Genomic DNA, 15838 nt, shown 5'->3' on the forward strand with positions numbered 1-15838 from the left:
CATGAAAGATTTGGTGAAAGTACTCAAATCGCAATCTCAGTCCGAAGAGTTTGACGCGATCAAGATTACCCTGGCGTCGCCGGACATGATTCGCTCCTGGTCGTTTGGCGAGGTGAAGAAGCCCGAGACCATCAACTACCGTACCTTTAAACCGGAACGGGATGGTCTGTTCTGCGCCAAGATTTTCGGCCCAGTCAAAGACTACGAGTGTTTGTGCGGTAAGTATAAGCGCATGAAGCACCGCGGCATCATTTGTGAGAAGTGTGGCGTTGAAGTCACCAAGGCTGCCGTGCGCCGTGAGCGCATGGGCCACATCGAACTGGCATCGCCAGTGGCTCACATTTGGTTCTTGAAGTCACTGCCGTCGCGTATCGGCATGTTCCTCGATATGACCCTGCGTGATATCGAGCGCGTGCTGTACTTCGAAAGCTTTGTAGTCATCGATCCCGGTATGACCACGCTGGAGCGTGGTCAGTTACTCAACGATGAGCAGTACTTTGAAGCGCTAGAAGAGTTCGGTGATGACTTCGACGCCCGCATGGGTGCCGAAGCTGTCCAAGAACTGCTGAAAGATATTGATCTGGAAGAAGAGATTAATCACCTGCGTGAAGAGATTCCGCAGACTAACTCTGAAACTAAGATTAAGAAGCTTTCAAAGCGCTTGAAGCTACTTGAAGCGTTCTACCACTCCGGCAACGCGCCGGCGTGGATGGTCATGGAAGTGCTGCCCGTGTTGCCGCCGGATCTTCGTCCGTTGGTACCGCTGGACGGCGGCCGCTTCGCGACCTCAGACCTGAACGACCTTTATCGTCGCGTTATCAACCGTAACAACCGTCTGAAGCGTCTGCTTGACCTCAATGCGCCGGATATTATCGTGCGTAACGAGAAGCGCATGCTGCAAGAAGCGGTTGATGCGTTGTTGGATAACGGCCGTCGTGGTCGTGCCATTACGGGTTCTAACAAGCGTCCGCTGAAATCCCTTGCCGATATGATCAAAGGTAAGCAGGGTCGTTTCCGTCAGAACTTGCTAGGTAAGCGCGTCGATTACTCCGGCCGTTCGGTAATCACTGTTGGTCCGACGCTGCGTCTGCACCAGTGTGGTCTGCCCAAGAAAATGGCGCTTGAGCTGTTCAAGCCGTTTATCTACTCCAAGCTGCAGTCGCTGGGCTATGCCTCAACGATCAAAGCTGCCAAGAAGATGGTTGAACGCGAATTGCCCGAGGTGTGGGACATCCTTGCCGATGTTATCCGTGAGCACCCGGTACTGCTTAACCGCGCACCGACGCTCCACCGTCTTGGTATCCAAGCGTTTGAGCCGCTGTTGATCGAAGGTAAAGCGATCCAGCTGCACCCGCTGGTATGTGCCGCCTACAACGCCGACTTTGACGGTGACCAGATGGCGGTACACGTACCGCTGACCCTGGAAGCCCAGCTTGAAGCGCGTGCGCTGATGATGGCCACCAATAACGTGCTGTCGCCCGCCAACGGCGAGCCGATTATCGTGCCGTCGCAAGACGTTGTTCTGGGTCTGTATTACATGACCCGCGAAAAGATCAACGCCAAAGGCGAAGGCATGGTGTTCTCTGACCTTAATGAGGTGGAGCGCGCGTTCGGCACGCAGTCGGTATCGCTGCACGCTCGCGTGAAAGTGCGTCTGGACGAAGTCGATGTCGAAGAAGAGACCGGCGAGCGTAGTTTCCATCGCCGCATCTACGACACGACGGTTGGCCGTGCGCTACTGTTCCGCATTTTGCCGGAAGGTGTGCCGTTCTCGCTAATCGATCAGCCGATGAAGAAAAAGGCGATCTCTAGCTTGATCAACGAGGTATACCGTCGTGCGGGCTTGAAGCCGACGGTTATCTTTGCTGACCAACTGATGTACACCGGTTTCCGTTTGGCAACCTGGTCGGGCGCCTCTATCGGTGTTAATGACTTCGTTATTCCTGATGCGAAAACCGAGATTGTCGACGCTGCAGAAGCGGAAGTTAAAGAGATCGAAGATCAGTTCTCTTCTGGCCTGGTAACCGCCGGTGAGAAGTACAACAAGGTCATCGATATCTGGTCGAAGGCCAACGATAAAGTTGCCAAGGCGATGATGGTAGGTATCTCTAAAGAGACCGTCATCGACCGTGAAGGCAACGAAGTTGAGCAAGACTCGTTCAACAGCGTCTTTATCATGGCTGACTCCGGTGCGCGTGGTTCTGCCGCCCAGATCCGTCAGTTGGCGGGTATGCGTGGTTTGATGGCTAAGCCGGATGGCTCGATCATCGAAACGCCGATCGTCGCCAACTTCCGTGAAGGTCTGAACGTACTCCAGTACTTCATCTCGACCCACGGTGCTCGTAAAGGTCTTGCGGATACGGCTCTGAAAACGGCTAACTCCGGTTACCTGACCCGTCGTCTGGTTGACGTTGCCCAGGACTTGGTCATCACTGAGACCGATTGTGGCACCGAAAACGGCTTGACCCTGCACCCGATCATCGAAGGTGGCGACATCATTGTACCGCTGTCTCAGCGTGTACTTGGTCGTGTCGTTGCGATTGATGTTATTGATCCAAGTAATGATGAAGTGCTTATTCCGCGCGGCACATTGCTGGACGAAAAGTGGTGTGCATCGCTAGACACCATGGGCGTAGACGAGATCATTGTTCGTTCTACCATTACTTGTGACACTGCCCACGGCGTGTGTGCCTCCTGTTATGGTCGCGACTTGGCGCGTGGCCATCAGGTCAACATTGGTGAGTCTGTCGGTGTTATCGCCGCACAGTCCATCGGTGAGCCGGGTACCCAGCTGACCATGCGTACGTTCCACATCGGTGGTGCGGCGTCGCGTTCATCGGCAGTAGACAGCGTTCAGGTCAAGCATGGCGGTAAAGTACGTCTCCACAACATCAAGCATGTAGAGCGGGCCGACGGTAAGTTGGTCGTTGTCTCTCGTTCCAGTGCACTTGCTGTTGCTGATGACCATGGCCGCGAGCGTGAGTACTACAAGCTGCCTTACGGCGCCGAGCTGTCTGTTCGTGACGGTGATGTCGTCGATGGCGGTGCGATTGTCGCGAAGTGGGATCCGCACACTCACCCGATCATTGCCGAGGTAGAAGGTAAGGCGCAGTTTATCGACCTTGACGAAGGTGTCACCATGCACCGTAGCGTCGACGAAATGACTGGTCTGTCGTCTATTGAGGTTATCGAGTCGGCAGCCCGTCCGATGGCAGGCCGCGATAAGCGCCCGATGGTGATGCTGAAAGATGCTGCTGGCGAGTACGTGTCGGTGTCTGGATCGAATACGCCGGTACAGTACCTGCTGCCGGGCAACTCGATTATCTCCGTCGATGATGGCGCTACCATTGGTGTAGGTGAGGTTGTTGCACGTATTCCGGTAGAGGCGTCTGGTAACAAAGATATTACCGGTGGTCTGCCGCGTGTTGCCGACTTGTTTGAGGCGCGCAAGCCGAAAGAGTCGTCAATCTTGGCTGAAATCAGTGGTGTGGTCAGTTTCGGTAAAGAGACAAAGGGTAAGCGTCGCTTGACGATTACCCCAGAGTCTGGCGACCCGTTTGAAGCGTTGATCCCGAAATGGCGTCAAATCGCTGTCTTCGAGGGTGAAACCGTTGAGAAGGGTGAAGTAATCTCGGATGGTCCGAGCAACCCCCACGATATCCTGCGGTTATTGGGCGTGGCGGAACTGGCCAAATACATCACCGCCGAAGTGCAAGATGTTTACCGCCTCCAGGGTGTAGGCATCAACGATAAGCATATCGAAGTTATTGTTCGCCAGATGCTGCGTAAGGTAGAGATCTCTGATTCAGGCGACTCTGACTTTATTACTGGCGACCAAGCTGAACTCGTCCGCGTGCTAGAACAGAATGCGCGTCTCGAGAAAGAAGGTAAATTCCCGGCCAAGTATCAACGCTTGCTGCTGGGTATCACTAAGGCCAGCTTGGCCACTGAGTCGTTCATTTCAGCGGCGTCGTTCCAGGAAACGACACGTGTATTGACCGAGGCAGCGGTAACCGGCAAGCGCGATTATCTACGCGGCCTGAAAGAAAACGTGGTGGTTGGACGTCTGATTCCGGCAGGTACCGGTCTGACTCACCACGCAGAGCGTCGTCGCAAGCGCGAAGACGTTGAGCGTCTGTTCAATCCCTCGGCTACCGAAGTTGAACAGGAGCTTGGTGCTCAGTTAACCGCCCTTGATTCAGACGATGAGCTGTAATCGACGGTAAGGAAAACGAGTAACAACGAGTCGCTGGCCCTTATGGCGCAGTCTTGCTGGTTAAACCGCCAGCAAGACTTGACGCCACCTAGGGTCAGCCTTTAGAATGCGCAGCCTTTAACAGTGGGGTGGGTGCGCCCGCACCTGCTGTTAGTATTTGTTGAAAGGCCAGGCAACCATTGGAGTCAGCTAAACACCATGGCAACGATTAATCAGCTAGTGCGCAAGCCGCGTAAGCGCCCCGTCACTAAGAGTGACGTACCTGCGCTACAGGCATGCCCGCAGAAACGTGGCGTTTGTACGCGCGTTTATACTACTACCCCTAAGAAGCCGAACTCGGCCCTTCGTAAGGTCTGCCGTGTGCGCCTTACCAACGGTTTCGAAGTGTCTTCTTACATCGGTGGTGAAGGTCACAACCTGCAAGAGCACTCTGTTGTTCTGATTCGCGGTGGTCGTGTAAAGGATTTGCCAGGTGTGCGTTATCACACCGTTCGTGGCGCCCTTGACACCTCTGGCGTACAGAACCGTAAGCAGGGTCGTTCTAAGTACGGTACCAAGCGTCCGAAGTCCTAAGGCGTCTTGTTGCGGCGTTTTATGACGCTGGCGTTGTTACCTTAATATGAATATGACGGTCTGATAAGAGTAAGGTCGGGCGGCGCGAATAGCGCAATTGGTCCCGGGTTTACCTGAAGGATCCTTAATTGAGGGCTTATCATGCCTAGAAGAAGAGTTGTAGCTAAACGCGAAATCCTGCCGGATCCTAAGTTCGGAAGTGAGCGTCTGGCGAAGTTCATGAACCACCTGATGGTCAGCGGCAAGAAGTCCATAGCTGAGCGCATCGTTTACGGTGCGTTGGACAAGGTTGCCGAGCGTAGTAGTGAAGAGCCGCTGGAAATCTTCGACAAGGCGCTGGAAACTATCCAGCCGATGGTTGAAGTAAAGTCGCGCCGTGTTGGTGGTGCGACCTATCAGGTGCCGGTCGAAGTTCGTCCTTCGCGTCGCCAAGCCCTAGCAATGCGCTGGTTGGTGGACGCTGCGCGTCGCCGCGGTGAGAAAACGATGGTTCAGCGCCTGGCAGGTGAAATGCTGGATGCCGCTGAAGGCAAAGGCTCGGCTGTTAAGAAGCGTGAAGATGTGCACCGTATGGCAGAAGCCAACAAGGCCTTCTCTCACTATCGTTTCTAAACTCGGCGTTTCTGAGTTTGTGTTTGGTTTTGTTGGTTGTGCTGCGCTAAAGAGTTCTTTCGCCATGCTGCAACACGCTGTCGCTATCCTTGTTGATGGCGGCAGTGGAATACACAAAATGAACACTGCTGAATTAACGAGCATCGCCAACTAACGGGAGCTTCACCGTGGCACGCAAGACTCCACTTAATCGTTATCGCAATATCGGTATCGTCGCTCACGTTGACGCGGGTAAAACCACGACGACTGAGCGCGTGCTTTTCTATACCGGCTTGAACCACAAGTTGGGTGAAACGCATGAAGGTGCCTCGACTACCGACTGGATGGAGCAGGAGCAGGAGCGTGGTATTACTATCACCTCGGCTGCTGTTACTACCTTCTGGAAAGGTATGAGTCACCAGTTTGATGAGCACCGCATTAATATCATCGACACCCCGGGGCACGTTGACTTCACTATCGAGGTCGAGCGTTCTTTGCGTGTTCTTGATGGTGCTGTTGTTGTACTGTGCGGCTCCTCCGGTGTTCAGCCGCAGACCGAAACGGTCTGGCGTCAGGCTGATAAGTACGAAGTTCCGCGTATGGTCTTCGTCAATAAGATGGACCGTACTGGCGCTGATTTCTTCATGGTTGTTGACCAGTTGAAGGAGCGCTTAGGTGCTAATACTGTGCCGATTCAGATTAACTGGGGCACAGAGGAAGACTTTAAAGGCGTTATCGACCTGATTCAGATGAAGGCTATCCTGTGGGATGAGGAAAGCCTGGGTATGAATTATGAGCTTGTTGATATTCCGGCTGAGCTGCAGGAAACGGCCGAGACGTATCGCGAGCAAATGGTTGAAGCCGCTGCCGAAGGCTCTGAAGAGCTGATGGATAAGTACTTGGAAGGCGGTGAGCTGTCGATTGAAGAGATCAAGGCTGGTCTTCGTGCGCGTACGTTAGCCAACGACATTGTTCTGGTGACCTGTGGTTCTGCATTTAAGAACAAAGGTGTCCAGGCAGTGCTTGACGGCGTTATCGAATACATGCCTTCGCCGACTGAAGTTAAGGCGATCGAAGGTGAGTTGGACGACAAAGATGGTACCGTGGCAACTCGTGAGGCTGATGATAGTGCTCCGTTTGCAGCGTTAGCGTTTAAGATCGCTACCGACCCCTTCGTTGGTACTTTGACCTTTATTCGCGTCTACTCGGGCGTTCTGAAATCTGGTGACGGCGTTTATAACTCCGTTAAGCAGAAGAAAGAGCGTGTTGGTCGTATCGTTCAGATGCATGCCAATTCGCGTGAAGAGATCAAGGAAGTACTTGCTGGCGACATCGCGGCATGTATCGGTCTGAAAGACGTCACCACGGGTGACACCCTGTGCGATATCGATAACAAAATTGTTCTCGAGCGCATGGAGTTCCCGGATCCGGTTATCTCGGTAGCCGTTGAGCCGAAGTCGAAGGCTGATCAGGAAAAGATGGGTGTTGCACTGGGTAAACTTGCCCAGGAAGATCCTTCCTTCCAGGTGAAAACCGACGAAGAAACCGGCCAGACCATTATTTCTGGTATGGGTGAGCTGCACCTCGATATCCTTGTTGACCGTATGCGTCGCGAGTTCAAGGTTGAAGCCAATATCGGTAAGCCTCAGGTTGCTTATCGCGAAACAATTCGCGGCAACATTGAGCAAGAAGGCAAGTTCGTGCGTCAGTCGGGTGGTCGTGGTCAGTATGGTCACGTTTGGCTGCGCATTGAGCCGCTGACTGCAGCAGAAAAGGGTGAAGGCGAAGACGAACTGTTCTTCAAGTTCAACTCTGAAATCGTAGGTGGTGCGGTTCCCAAGGAATACGTGCCTGCGGTTGAGAAGGGTGCCTACGAACAGCTCAAAAACGGTGTCATCGCGGGTTACCCGATGATCGACGTTAAAGTAACGCTGTTTGATGGTTCCTTCCATGACGTGGACTCTAACGAGACTGCGTTCAAGATTGCTTCTTCTATGGCAGTGAAAGAAGGTGCCAGGAAGGCCAAGGCCGTGCTGCTGGAGCCGGTGATGAAGGTCGAAATCGTGACCCCCGAAGAGTTTATGGGTGACGTCATGGGCGACCTGAGCCGTCGTCGCGGTCTGGTGCAGGGTATGGATGACTCCTCTTCTGGTAAAGTCATTCGTGCAACGGTGCCACTGGGTGAGATGTTCGGTTATGCAACCGATTTGCGCTCACAAACCCAGGGCCGCGCGAGCTACTCTATGGAGTTCGCGAAGTACGAGGAGGCGCCCTCCAGCGTCGTTGAAGCCGTCATCAATCAAAACGGTTAACCGTTAGCTAACGTAAAGAGGTTATAGCAGTGGCTAAGGAAAAATTTGAACGTTCCAAACCGCACGTCAACGTCGGCACCATCGGTCACGTCGACCACGGTAAAACGACCCTGACAGCGGCCCTAACCCGTGTGTCTGCTGAGGTTTTCGGCGGCGACTGGCGTGAGTTTGATACCATCGATAACGCTCCTGAAGAGCGCGAGCGCGGTATCACCATCGCTACGTCTCACGTTGAGTATCAGTCTGAAGAGCGCCACTATGCGCACGTTGACTGCCCAGGACACGCTGACTACGTCAAGAACATGATCACCGGTGCTGCGCAGATGGATGGCGCAATCCTGGTATGTTCTGCTGCTGATGGCCCGATGCCGCAGACGCGTGAGCACATCCTGCTGTCTCGTCAGGTTGGCGTTCCGTTCATCGTTGTGTTCCTGAACAAAGCGGACATGGTCGATGACGAAGAGCTGCTTGAGCTGGTTGAGATGGAAGTTCGTGAACTCCTCGACGAGTACGACTTCCCGGGTGACGACACGCCGATCATCACTGGTTCTGCGCTGATGGCTCTGAACGGTGAAGATGAGAACGGCATGGGTACTACTGCTGTTGCGAATCTGATTAAAGCTCTGGATCAGTACATTCCTGAGCCGGAGCGTGCTATCGACCAGCCGTTCCTGATGCCGATCGAAGACGTGTTCTCTATCTCTGGCCGCGGTACTGTCGTTACCGGTCGTGTAGAGCGCGGTATCGTTAAAGCAGGCGAAGAAGTGGAAATCGTGGGTATCCGCGACACCACTAAAACCATCGTTACCGGTGTTGAAATGTTCCGTAAGCTGCTCGACGAAGGTCGTGCAGGTGAGAACGTTGGCGCTCTGCTGCGTGGTACTAAGCGTGATGACGTCGAGCGTGGCCAGGTTCTGGCTAAGCCGGGCACCATCAACCCGCACACCACCTTCGAAGCAGAAGTTTACGTATTGTCCAAAGAAGAAGGTGGTCGTCACACGCCTTTCTTCAAAGGCTACCGTCCCCAGTTCTACTTCCGTACCACTGACGTAACGGGTACTTGTGAACTGCCGGAAGGTGTTGAAATGGTAATGCCGGGCGACAACGTTAAGATGGTTGTTACCCTGATTGCTCCAATCGCTATGGACGAAGGTCTGCGCTTCGCAATTCGCGAAGGTGGTCGTACCGTTGGTGCTGGCGTTGTTGCAAAAATCGTCAAGTAAGCTTGCTTGATTGATTGATCAAGGGGGCTCTTGCGAGCCCCCTTTTCTGCGCACCAATAGCAAATGTTTGACATGGGCTTTTGGCGTGCCTATAATGCGCATCCTTTGAATGCGTGGGTAGACGGCTCGCGCCGTCGACATCCATTGGAGTTTAGGGCAAATGCAGAACCAAAAGATTCGCATTCGGTTGAAAGCGTTCGACCATCGCCTGATTGATCAGTCCACAGCGGAAATCGTTGAAACCGCTAAGCGTACTGGTGCTCAGGTTCGTGGTCCGATCCCGCTGCCGACCAACCGCGAGCGTTACACCATTCTGATTTCACCGCACGTCAACAAAGATGCGCGTGATCAGTATGAGATTCGTACGCACAAGCGTGTGCTCGATATTGTTGAGCCAACCGAGAAAACTGTTGATGCGCTGATGAAGCTCGATCTCGCCGCTGGCGTAGACGTGCAAATCAAGCTCGACTAATTACACTAGACACTTGCGGCCCAGCGCTCATTAATTTTTAGAATGAGCAGCAGCCGCCGCGCCGTGAGGCGCCACACAATGTGCTAGTGGAATGCTCTGGAAAGGGCAGCCATAGCGGGTGATAGCCCCGTACACTATAGGAGACTGAGTATGACTATCGGTTTAGTCGGTAAAAAGGCCGGGATGACCCGTGTCTTTACCGAAGATGGCGCTTCCGTGCCCGTGACCGTTATTGAAGTTGATCCTAACCGTGTAACGCGCGTTAAGACTCTTGAGTCTGACGGTTACGCAGCGGTTCAGGTCACCACAGGTTCTCGTAAAGCTAAGCACCTCACCAAAGCGCAAGCTGGTCAGTTTGCCAAGGCGGGTGTTGAGGCTGGTCGTTCACTGATGGAATTCCGTCTTGCAGAAGGCGAAGAATCTCCGGAAGTGGGTGGCGAACTCACCGTATCCCTCTTCGAAGCTGGTCAAATGATTGACGTGACCGGCACCTCTAAGGGTAAAGGCTTCCAGGGTGCTGTTAAGCGCTGGAATTTCCGTACCCAAGACAACACGCATGGTAACTCCCTGTCGCACCGCGCGCCGGGCTCTATCGGCATGTGTCAGACTCCGGGTCGCGTATTTAAAGGCAAGAAAATGGCCGGTCAAATGGGTAATGCCCGTTGCACCGTGCAGAGCCTTGAGATCGTCCGTGTCGACGCCGAGCGTAACCTGCTGCTGATCAAAGGTGCTGTTCCGGGCGCGACCGGTAGCGATGTTATCGTTCGCAGCGCCGTGAAAGCTCGCTGAAGGGGATAATTACCAATGAATCTGAATCTTGCTGCAGGCACGGGTACCGTTGAAGTAGCCGATGCCACTTTTGGCAAAGAATTCAACGAAGCGCTGGTTCACCAGGTGGTAACCGCCTATTTGGCTGGTGGCCGTCAAGGTACCCGCGCTCAAAAGAACCGTTCCGACGTACGTGGTGGTGGTAAGAAGCCGTGGCGTCAGAAGGGTACCGGTCGTGCACGTGCCGGTACTATCCGCTCTCCGCTATGGCGCAGCGGCGGCGTAACTTTCGCGGCGCGTCCTCAGGACCATAGCCAGAAAGTAAACCGCAAAATGTACCGTGCGGCGATGCGTTCCATCCTGTCTGAACTCGTACGTCAAGAGCGTCTTGTCGCTGTTGAAGAGTTTAGCGTTGAAGCGCCGAAGACCAAGCAGGTAGCTGCCAAGCTGAAAGAGCTCAACCTTGAGAAAGTGTTGATCGTCACCGAAGAAATTGACGAGAAGCTCTATCTGGCCGCACGCAACCTTCCCCACGTTGACGTGGTGGATGTCGCTGCAGCTGATCCGGTGAGCCTAGTAGCCTTTGATAAGGTTCTGGTCACCGTCTCCGCCCTGCGTAAATTCGAGGAGAAGCTGGCATGAACCAGGAGCGCGTATTTAAGGTTCTGCTTGGACCGCACGTGACCGAAAAGGCCGCGATGGCAGCCGAGCGCAACCAGTACGTTTTCAAGGTGGCATCTGATGCTACCAAACCCGAGATCAAGAAAGCCGTTGAAGCACTATTCGGCAAGAAGGTCGGCAGCGTTCAAGTATTGAACGTGAAGGGGAAAACTAAGCGTACTGCTCACGGCGTTGGCCTGCGTAAGGGTTACCGCAAAGCGTATGTGACCCTGGCTGCGGGTGAAACGCTCGAAGACTTCTCTGGCGCCGAATAAGGGCAGGAGTACGGATAATGGCAATCGTCAAGACCAAACCCACATCCGCCGGTCGTCGCCACGTCGTTAAGATCGTTGGTGAGGAACTGTACAAAGGCCGTGCTTATGCACCGCTTTTGGAAAAACAGTCCAAGTCCGGTGGCCGTAACAACTACGGTCGCATCACCACCCGCCACGTGGGCGGTGGTCACCGTCAGCACTACCGGTTGATCGACTTCAAACGCACCAAAGATGGCATTCCAGCCACCGTTGAGCGTCTTGAGCACGATCCGAACCGTAGTGCGCATATTGCACTATTGAAATATGCAGATGGTGAGCGTCGTTACATCATTGCACCGAAAGGTGTCAGCGCGGGTGACGTGCTGGAATCTGGTGTGAACGCGCCCATCAAAAAAGGCAATGCTTTGCCGCTGCGCAATATTCCGCTTGGTTCTACCGTTCACGGTATCGAACTGAAGCCGGGTAAAGGCGCGCAGATTGCTCGCAGTGCCGGTACTAGCGCTCAGCTGGTTGCTCGTGAAGGTAACTACGCCACCTTACGTCTTCGCTCTGGCGAAATGCGCAAAGTGTTGGCTGAGTGCCGCGCAACTCTGGGCGAAGTGAGCAACTCCGAGCACAGCCTGCGTCAACTTGGCAAGGCCGGTGCGAAGCGCTGGAGAGGCGTGCGTCCGACTGTTCGCGGTGTCGCGATGAACCCGGTGGATCACCCGCACGGTGGTGGTGAAGGCCGCACCAGTGGTGGTCGTCACCCGGTATCCCCATGGGGTGTGCCGACTAAGGGTCACAAGACGCGTAAGAACAAGCGCACCGACAAGCTGATTATCCGTCGTCGTAACAAGACGCGTTAATCGAAATTGCCAAGAACTTAAGAGGTAACGGCTGTGCCACGTTCACTAAAGAAAGGTCCCTTCATTGACCTTCATCTTTTGAAGAAGGTAGAGGCTGCAGTGGAGAAGAACGATCGCAAACCAATCAAGACTTGGTCGCGTCGTTCGATGATCCTGCCCAACATGGTAGGTCTGACTATTGCGGTCCATAACGGACGCCAGCATGTCCCGGTGCACGTCTCCGAGGAAATGGTGGGTCATAAACTTGGCGAATTCGCTGCTACTCGCACATATCGCGGGCATGCTGCGGACAAGAAAGCCAAACGGTAAGCCAGAGAGGATTAAGAGATGGAAGTCACAGCTAAGCTGAGTGGCGCTGCTTTATCCGCACAGAAGGCCCGTTTGGTGGCTGACCAGGTGCGCGGTAAACCGGTCGCCGAAGCTATTGACCTGCTGACCTTCTCACCGAAGAAGGCTGCCAAACTGGTCAAGAAAGTGCTTCAGTCCGCCATCGCGAATGCGGAAGAAAATAACGGCATGGACATCGACGAGCTGCGTGTCTCGACCATCTGTGTCGATGAGGGCGTGACGCTCAAGCGTATCAAGCCGCGCGCCAAAGGCCGTGCGGATCGTATCTTGAAGCGCACCTGCCACATCACCGTCAAGGTAGCCGAGAAGTAGGAGTCGACCAGATGGGTCAGAAAGTCAATCCAACAGGCATTCGACTGGGCATCGTCAAAGACCATGCTTCTGTCTGGTATGCCGAGCGCGGCGCTTATGCCGATAAGCTCAATAATGATCTCGAAGTGCGCAGCTTCCTGGATCAGCGTTTAAAGAACGCTTCCGTAAGCCGCATTCACATCGAGCGTCCGGCTAACAATGCCCGCATCACCATTCACACTGCCCGTCCGGGTATCGTGATTGGCAAAAAAGGTGAAGATGTCGACCGTTTACGTCGCGATCTAACCGAGATGATGGGTGTTCCGGTTCATGTGAACATCGAAGAAGTTCGCAAGCCGGAGCTGGATGCCAAGCTAGTCGCTGCTAACGTAGCGGGTCAGCTTGAGCGTCGCGTAATGTTCCGTCGTGCTATGAAGCGCGCGGTACAGAACGCAATGCGTCTTGGCGCTGGCGGCATTAAGATTCAGCTGTCAGGTCGTCTGGGTGGTGCCGAAATCGCACGTACCGAATGGTACCGCGAAGGTCGCGTTCCGTTGCACACGTTGCGTGCGGATATCGACTACGCCACTTACGAAGCTCACACCACCTACGGCGTCATCGGCGTCAAAGTGTGGATCTTCAAGGGTGAAATCCTCGGTGGTATTGAGGAAGTACGTGCCAAGGCTAAGCAACAGCAGCCTGCCGGCAACGCGCCCAAGAAGAAAGGTTCCAGGTAAGGGGAGAGCGAGTCGATGTTACAGCCCAAGCGTATGAAATTCCGTAAGATGATGAAAGGCCGCAACCGTGGCCTGGCGCATCGCGGAAGCAAAATCAGCTTCGGGGAGTACGGTCTCAAAGCAACCGGTCGTGGCCGCATCACTGCGCGCCAGATCGAAGCAGGCCGTCGTGCGATCACACGTCACGTTAAACGTGGCGGTAAGATTTGGATCCGCGTCTTCCCTGATAAGCCGATCTCCAAGAAGCCGCTCGAAGTTCGTATGGGTAAAGGTAAAGGTTCCGTTGAGTACTGGGTAGCCCAGATCCAACCGGGTCGGGTCCTGTACGAAATTGAAGGTGTATCCGAAGAGCTGGCCCGTGAAGCATTTGAATTGGCCGCACAGAAGATGCCCTTGTCCACCACCTTTGCTAAACGGACGGTGATGTGATGAAAGCCCAGGAAATTCGTGAAAAGTCCGTAGGAGAGCTGCAAGAGCAACTCCTCGAGCTACTCCGCGAGCAGTTTAACCTGCGCATGCAGAAGGCCACTGGCCAACTGAGCCAGACTCATCTGCTCAAGCAGGTCCGCCGGGATATCGCCCGTGTGAAGACTTTGCTCAACGAGAAGGCAGGTGAATAAGATGGCCGAAGAGAAAAAAACACGTACGCTCACCGGCAAGGTGGTGAGCGATAAGATGGATAAATCCATCGTCGTTATGATCGAGCGTCGTGAGCGTCACCCGATCTACGGAAAATACGTCAAGCGCTCCACCAAGCTGCACGCCCATGATGAGGCGAACCAAGCTAAGGCAGGCGATACGGTTTCCATTCAGGAGTGCCGTCCGCTTTCCAAGAAGAAAGCTTGGACGCTGGTCGAGGTGGTTGAGCAGGCTAAGGGGTAATACCTAAAGTCTGCCGATCAGTGCAGTCAGATTAGGTTTGGAGAAAACCGATGATTCAGACTCAGACAATGCTGGATGTCGCCGACAACAGCGGAGCGCGCCGGGTGCAATGCATCAAGGTGTTGGGCGGTTCACACCGTCGCTACGCTCGCGTTGGTGACGTCATTAAGGTAACGGTGAAGGAAGCGATTCCGCGCGGTAAGGTCAAAAAAGGCCAAGTGCTGAAAGCGGTAGTCGTTCGCACCCGTAGTGGCGTCCGTCGTAGTGACGGTTCGCTGATCCGTTTCGATGGAAATGCGGCGGTTTTGTTGAATAACACCAACGAACAGCCGATCGGCACGCGTATCTTCGGGCCGGTAACTCGTGAGCTTCGTAATGAGAAGTTCATGAAGATCATTTCCCTAGCGCCTGAAGTGCTGTAAGGAGCGAGGCGGATATGCAAAAGATCAAACGTGACGATGAAGTCATCGTCATCGCCGGGAAGGATAAAGGCAAACGTGGCACTGTTAAGCGGGTACTAGAAAACCGCTTCGTGGTGTCCGGTGTGAATATGATTAAACGTCACACCAAGCCTAATCCCATGGCGGGAAATCAGGGCGGTATCGTCGAGCGTGAGGCTCCGATTCACGCGTCCAACGTAGCCATCTTCAATTCGGAGACCGGTAAGGCGGATCGCGTCGGCTTCCAAGTTAAGGAAGACGGTACCAAGGTACGTATCTACAAGTCGACGCAGACGCAGATCGACGCCTAACGCGAGTCGGGTAGCAAAATGGCGAACTTGAAAGAACGTTATCAAAACGAGGTTGTAGCCCAGCTCAAAGAGCAGTTCAGCTACGCCAACGTAATGCAGGTACCCCGGATCACGAAAGTGACTCTGAACATGGGTATCGGCGAAGCGGTCAGTGATAAAAAACTGATCGACAATGCCATCGGTGACCTGGAGAAACTCTCTGGTCAAAAGCCGTTGGTGACCAAGGCACGCAAGTCCATCGCGGGCTTCAAGGTGCGCGAAGGTTGGCCGATCGGTGTCAAAGTTACACTACGCTCAGCGCGTATGTGGGACTTCCTGGACCGCCTGGTGAACATTGCGATTCCCCGCGTGCGTGACTTCCGTGGTCTCAATCCGAAGTCTTTTGACGGTCGCGGCAATTACTCAATGGGTGTGCGTGAGCAGATCATCTTCCCAGAGATCGAGTATGATAAGATCGATCGCATCCGGGGGCTGGACGTCACTATCACTACTACCGCCAACACCGACGAGGAAGGTCGTGCGCTATTAGCAGCACTGAACTTCCCGTTTAAGAAATAAGGGTTGGATCATGGCTAAGAAAAGTATGGTAGAGCGCGAGCTCAAGCGTACTCAGCTAGTCGAGAAGTTTGCGGCTAAGCGCGCAGAGCTCAAGAAAATCATCTCGGACGTGAACGCTTCTGAAGAAGAACGTTTCGAGGCGACGCTGAAGCTGCAGCAACTGCCGCGCGACTCAAGCCCGGTGCGTCAGCGTAACCGCTGCCGCGTGACTGGCCGTCCGCACGGTTTTTACAACAAGTTCGGCCTTGGCCGTAACAAGCTGCGTGAAGCCGCCATGCGTGGCGACGTCCCTGGCCTGAAAAAGTCCAGCTGGTAACGTCACGTCGAATCATC

Annotated in this window: 20 protein-coding genes; all 20 read left to right on the forward strand. The window is 54.1% G+C overall.

Annotation, left to right across the window (positions count from 1 at the left end; all coding sequences use genetic code 11):
• Position 1 precedes the first annotated feature (1 nt).
• The 20 genes from rpoC (at position 2) to rpsN (ending at position 15821) form a co-directional block, all read left to right on the forward strand.
• On the forward strand, positions 2-4216 hold the full coding sequence (gene rpoC / locus INT21_RS18505; RefSeq protein ID WP_095604371.1) for a DNA-directed RNA polymerase subunit beta': 4215 nt from the start codon (positions 2-4) through the stop codon (positions 4214-4216).
• 198 nt (positions 4217-4414) lie between these two features.
• On the forward strand, positions 4415-4789 hold the full coding sequence (rpsL, locus tag INT21_RS18510) for a 30S ribosomal protein S12 (protein ID WP_009098973.1): 375 nt from the start codon (positions 4415-4417) through the stop codon (positions 4787-4789).
• Positions 4790-4930: 141 nt separating this feature from the next.
• The gene (gene rpsG / locus INT21_RS18515; RefSeq protein ID WP_018917738.1) at positions 4931-5401 is read left to right on the forward strand and encodes a 30S ribosomal protein S7; all 471 of its coding nucleotides are present in this window, start codon (positions 4931-4933) and stop codon (positions 5399-5401) included.
• Positions 5402-5568: 167 nt separating this feature from the next.
• The gene (gene fusA / locus INT21_RS18520; RefSeq protein WP_089040011.1) at positions 5569-7692 is read left to right on the forward strand and encodes an elongation factor G; all 2124 of its coding nucleotides are present in this window, start codon (positions 5569-5571) and stop codon (positions 7690-7692) included.
• A 29-nt stretch (positions 7693-7721) separates the two neighbouring features.
• Complete coding sequence (gene tuf / locus INT21_RS18525; RefSeq protein WP_089040010.1) at positions 7722-8915, forward strand: elongation factor Tu; 1194 nt, start codon at positions 7722-7724, stop codon at positions 8913-8915.
• Between the two features lie 160 nt (positions 8916-9075).
• Positions 9076-9387, forward strand: coding sequence for a 30S ribosomal protein S10 (rpsJ, locus tag INT21_RS18530; RefSeq protein WP_009098983.1), 312 nt, complete (start codon positions 9076-9078; stop codon positions 9385-9387).
• A 150-nt stretch (positions 9388-9537) separates the two neighbouring features.
• Positions 9538-10176, forward strand: a complete 639-nt coding sequence (gene rplC / locus INT21_RS18535; protein ID WP_009723904.1) for a 50S ribosomal protein L3 — start codon at positions 9538-9540, stop codon at positions 10174-10176.
• A gap of 15 nt (positions 10177-10191) precedes the next feature.
• Entirely contained in the window at positions 10192-10797 is a 606-nt protein-coding gene (rplD, locus tag INT21_RS18540) for a 50S ribosomal protein L4 (RefSeq protein ID WP_038480381.1), read from the forward strand.
• Positions 10794-11090 (forward strand): 50S ribosomal protein L23, encoded by a 297-nt coding sequence (gene rplW, locus INT21_RS18545; protein ID WP_009723902.1) that lies wholly within the window; start codon positions 10794-10796, stop codon positions 11088-11090. Before rplD ends, rplW begins: the two co-directional genes overlap by 4 nt.
• A 17-nt stretch (positions 11091-11107) precedes the next feature.
• A complete protein-coding gene (rplB, locus tag INT21_RS18550; protein WP_009723901.1) occupies positions 11108-11938 on the forward strand; it encodes a 50S ribosomal protein L2 in 831 nt (276 codons plus the stop codon).
• Between the two features lie 33 nt (positions 11939-11971).
• Positions 11972-12247: a 30S ribosomal protein S19 gene (gene rpsS, locus INT21_RS18555; RefSeq protein ID WP_009098993.1), complete on the forward strand. Its 276-nt coding sequence runs from the start codon at positions 11972-11974 to the stop codon at positions 12245-12247.
• Positions 12248-12265: 18 nt separating this feature from the next.
• Complete coding sequence (rplV, locus tag INT21_RS18560; protein WP_038480386.1) at positions 12266-12598, forward strand: 50S ribosomal protein L22; 333 nt, start codon at positions 12266-12268, stop codon at positions 12596-12598.
• Positions 12599-12609: 11 nt separating this feature from the next.
• On the forward strand, positions 12610-13314 hold the full coding sequence (rpsC, locus tag INT21_RS18565; protein ID WP_038480389.1) for a 30S ribosomal protein S3: 705 nt from the start codon (positions 12610-12612) through the stop codon (positions 13312-13314).
• Between the two features lie 15 nt (positions 13315-13329).
• Entirely contained in the window at positions 13330-13743 is a 414-nt protein-coding gene (gene rplP / locus INT21_RS18570) for a 50S ribosomal protein L16 (RefSeq protein ID WP_007112000.1), read from the forward strand.
• The gene (gene rpmC, locus INT21_RS18575) at positions 13743-13934 is read left to right on the forward strand and encodes a 50S ribosomal protein L29 (protein WP_125744944.1); all 192 of its coding nucleotides are present in this window, start codon (positions 13743-13745) and stop codon (positions 13932-13934) included. Before rplP ends, rpmC begins: the two co-directional genes overlap by 1 nt.
• A 1-nt stretch (position 13935) precedes the next feature.
• Positions 13936-14196, forward strand: a complete 261-nt coding sequence (gene rpsQ / locus INT21_RS18580; RefSeq protein ID WP_009723897.1) for a 30S ribosomal protein S17 — start codon at positions 13936-13938, stop codon at positions 14194-14196.
• Positions 14197-14246: 50 nt separating this feature from the next.
• Positions 14247-14618: a 50S ribosomal protein L14 gene (gene rplN / locus INT21_RS18585; protein WP_009723896.1), complete on the forward strand. Its 372-nt coding sequence runs from the start codon at positions 14247-14249 to the stop codon at positions 14616-14618.
• A 14-nt stretch (positions 14619-14632) separates the two neighbouring features.
• Positions 14633-14947, forward strand: coding sequence for a 50S ribosomal protein L24 (gene rplX, locus INT21_RS18590; protein ID WP_009723895.1), 315 nt, complete (start codon positions 14633-14635; stop codon positions 14945-14947).
• Between the two features lie 18 nt (positions 14948-14965).
• The gene (gene rplE, locus INT21_RS18595) at positions 14966-15505 is read left to right on the forward strand and encodes a 50S ribosomal protein L5 (protein WP_009723894.1); all 540 of its coding nucleotides are present in this window, start codon (positions 14966-14968) and stop codon (positions 15503-15505) included.
• Between the two features lie 10 nt (positions 15506-15515).
• The gene (rpsN, locus tag INT21_RS18600; RefSeq protein WP_125744946.1) at positions 15516-15821 is read left to right on the forward strand and encodes a 30S ribosomal protein S14; all 306 of its coding nucleotides are present in this window, start codon (positions 15516-15518) and stop codon (positions 15819-15821) included.
• Positions 15822-15838 lie beyond the last annotated feature (17 nt).

Origin of the sequence: Halomonas sp. 3F2F (assembly GCF_014897805.1) — a bacterium.
GTDB lineage: Bacteria > Pseudomonadota > Gammaproteobacteria > Pseudomonadales > Halomonadaceae > Vreelandella.

Coding starts and splice junctions, on each gene's coding strand:
- rplN (WP_009723896.1), top strand. CDS start 14,247: ATGATTCAGACTCAGACAATGCTGGATGTCGCCGACAACAGCGGAGCG.
- rpsL (WP_009098973.1), top strand. CDS start 4,415: ATGGCAACGATTAATCAGCTAGTGCGCAAGCCGCGTAAGCGCCCCGTC.
- rplV (WP_038480386.1), top strand. CDS start 12,266: ATGGAAGTCACAGCTAAGCTGAGTGGCGCTGCTTTATCCGCACAGAAG.
- rplD (WP_038480381.1), top strand. CDS start 10,192: ATGAATCTGAATCTTGCTGCAGGCACGGGTACCGTTGAAGTAGCCGAT.
- rplW (WP_009723902.1), top strand. CDS start 10,794: ATGAACCAGGAGCGCGTATTTAAGGTTCTGCTTGGACCGCACGTGACC.
- rpoC (WP_095604371.1), top strand. CDS start 2: ATGAAAGATTTGGTGAAAGTACTCAAATCGCAATCTCAGTCCGAAGAG.
- rplE (WP_009723894.1), top strand. CDS start 14,966: ATGGCGAACTTGAAAGAACGTTATCAAAACGAGGTTGTAGCCCAGCTC.
- rplX (WP_009723895.1), top strand. CDS start 14,633: ATGCAAAAGATCAAACGTGACGATGAAGTCATCGTCATCGCCGGGAAG.
- rpsQ (WP_009723897.1), top strand. CDS start 13,936: ATGGCCGAAGAGAAAAAAACACGTACGCTCACCGGCAAGGTGGTGAGC.
- rplC (WP_009723904.1), top strand. CDS start 9,538: ATGACTATCGGTTTAGTCGGTAAAAAGGCCGGGATGACCCGTGTCTTT.
- rpsC (WP_038480389.1), top strand. CDS start 12,610: ATGGGTCAGAAAGTCAATCCAACAGGCATTCGACTGGGCATCGTCAAA.
- rplB (WP_009723901.1), top strand. CDS start 11,108: ATGGCAATCGTCAAGACCAAACCCACATCCGCCGGTCGTCGCCACGTC.
- rpmC (WP_125744944.1), top strand. CDS start 13,743: ATGAAAGCCCAGGAAATTCGTGAAAAGTCCGTAGGAGAGCTGCAAGAG.
- rpsJ (WP_009098983.1), top strand. CDS start 9,076: ATGCAGAACCAAAAGATTCGCATTCGGTTGAAAGCGTTCGACCATCGC.
- rpsG (WP_018917738.1), top strand. CDS start 4,931: ATGCCTAGAAGAAGAGTTGTAGCTAAACGCGAAATCCTGCCGGATCCT.
- rpsN (WP_125744946.1), top strand. CDS start 15,516: ATGGCTAAGAAAAGTATGGTAGAGCGCGAGCTCAAGCGTACTCAGCTA.
- rplP (WP_007112000.1), top strand. CDS start 13,330: ATGTTACAGCCCAAGCGTATGAAATTCCGTAAGATGATGAAAGGCCGC.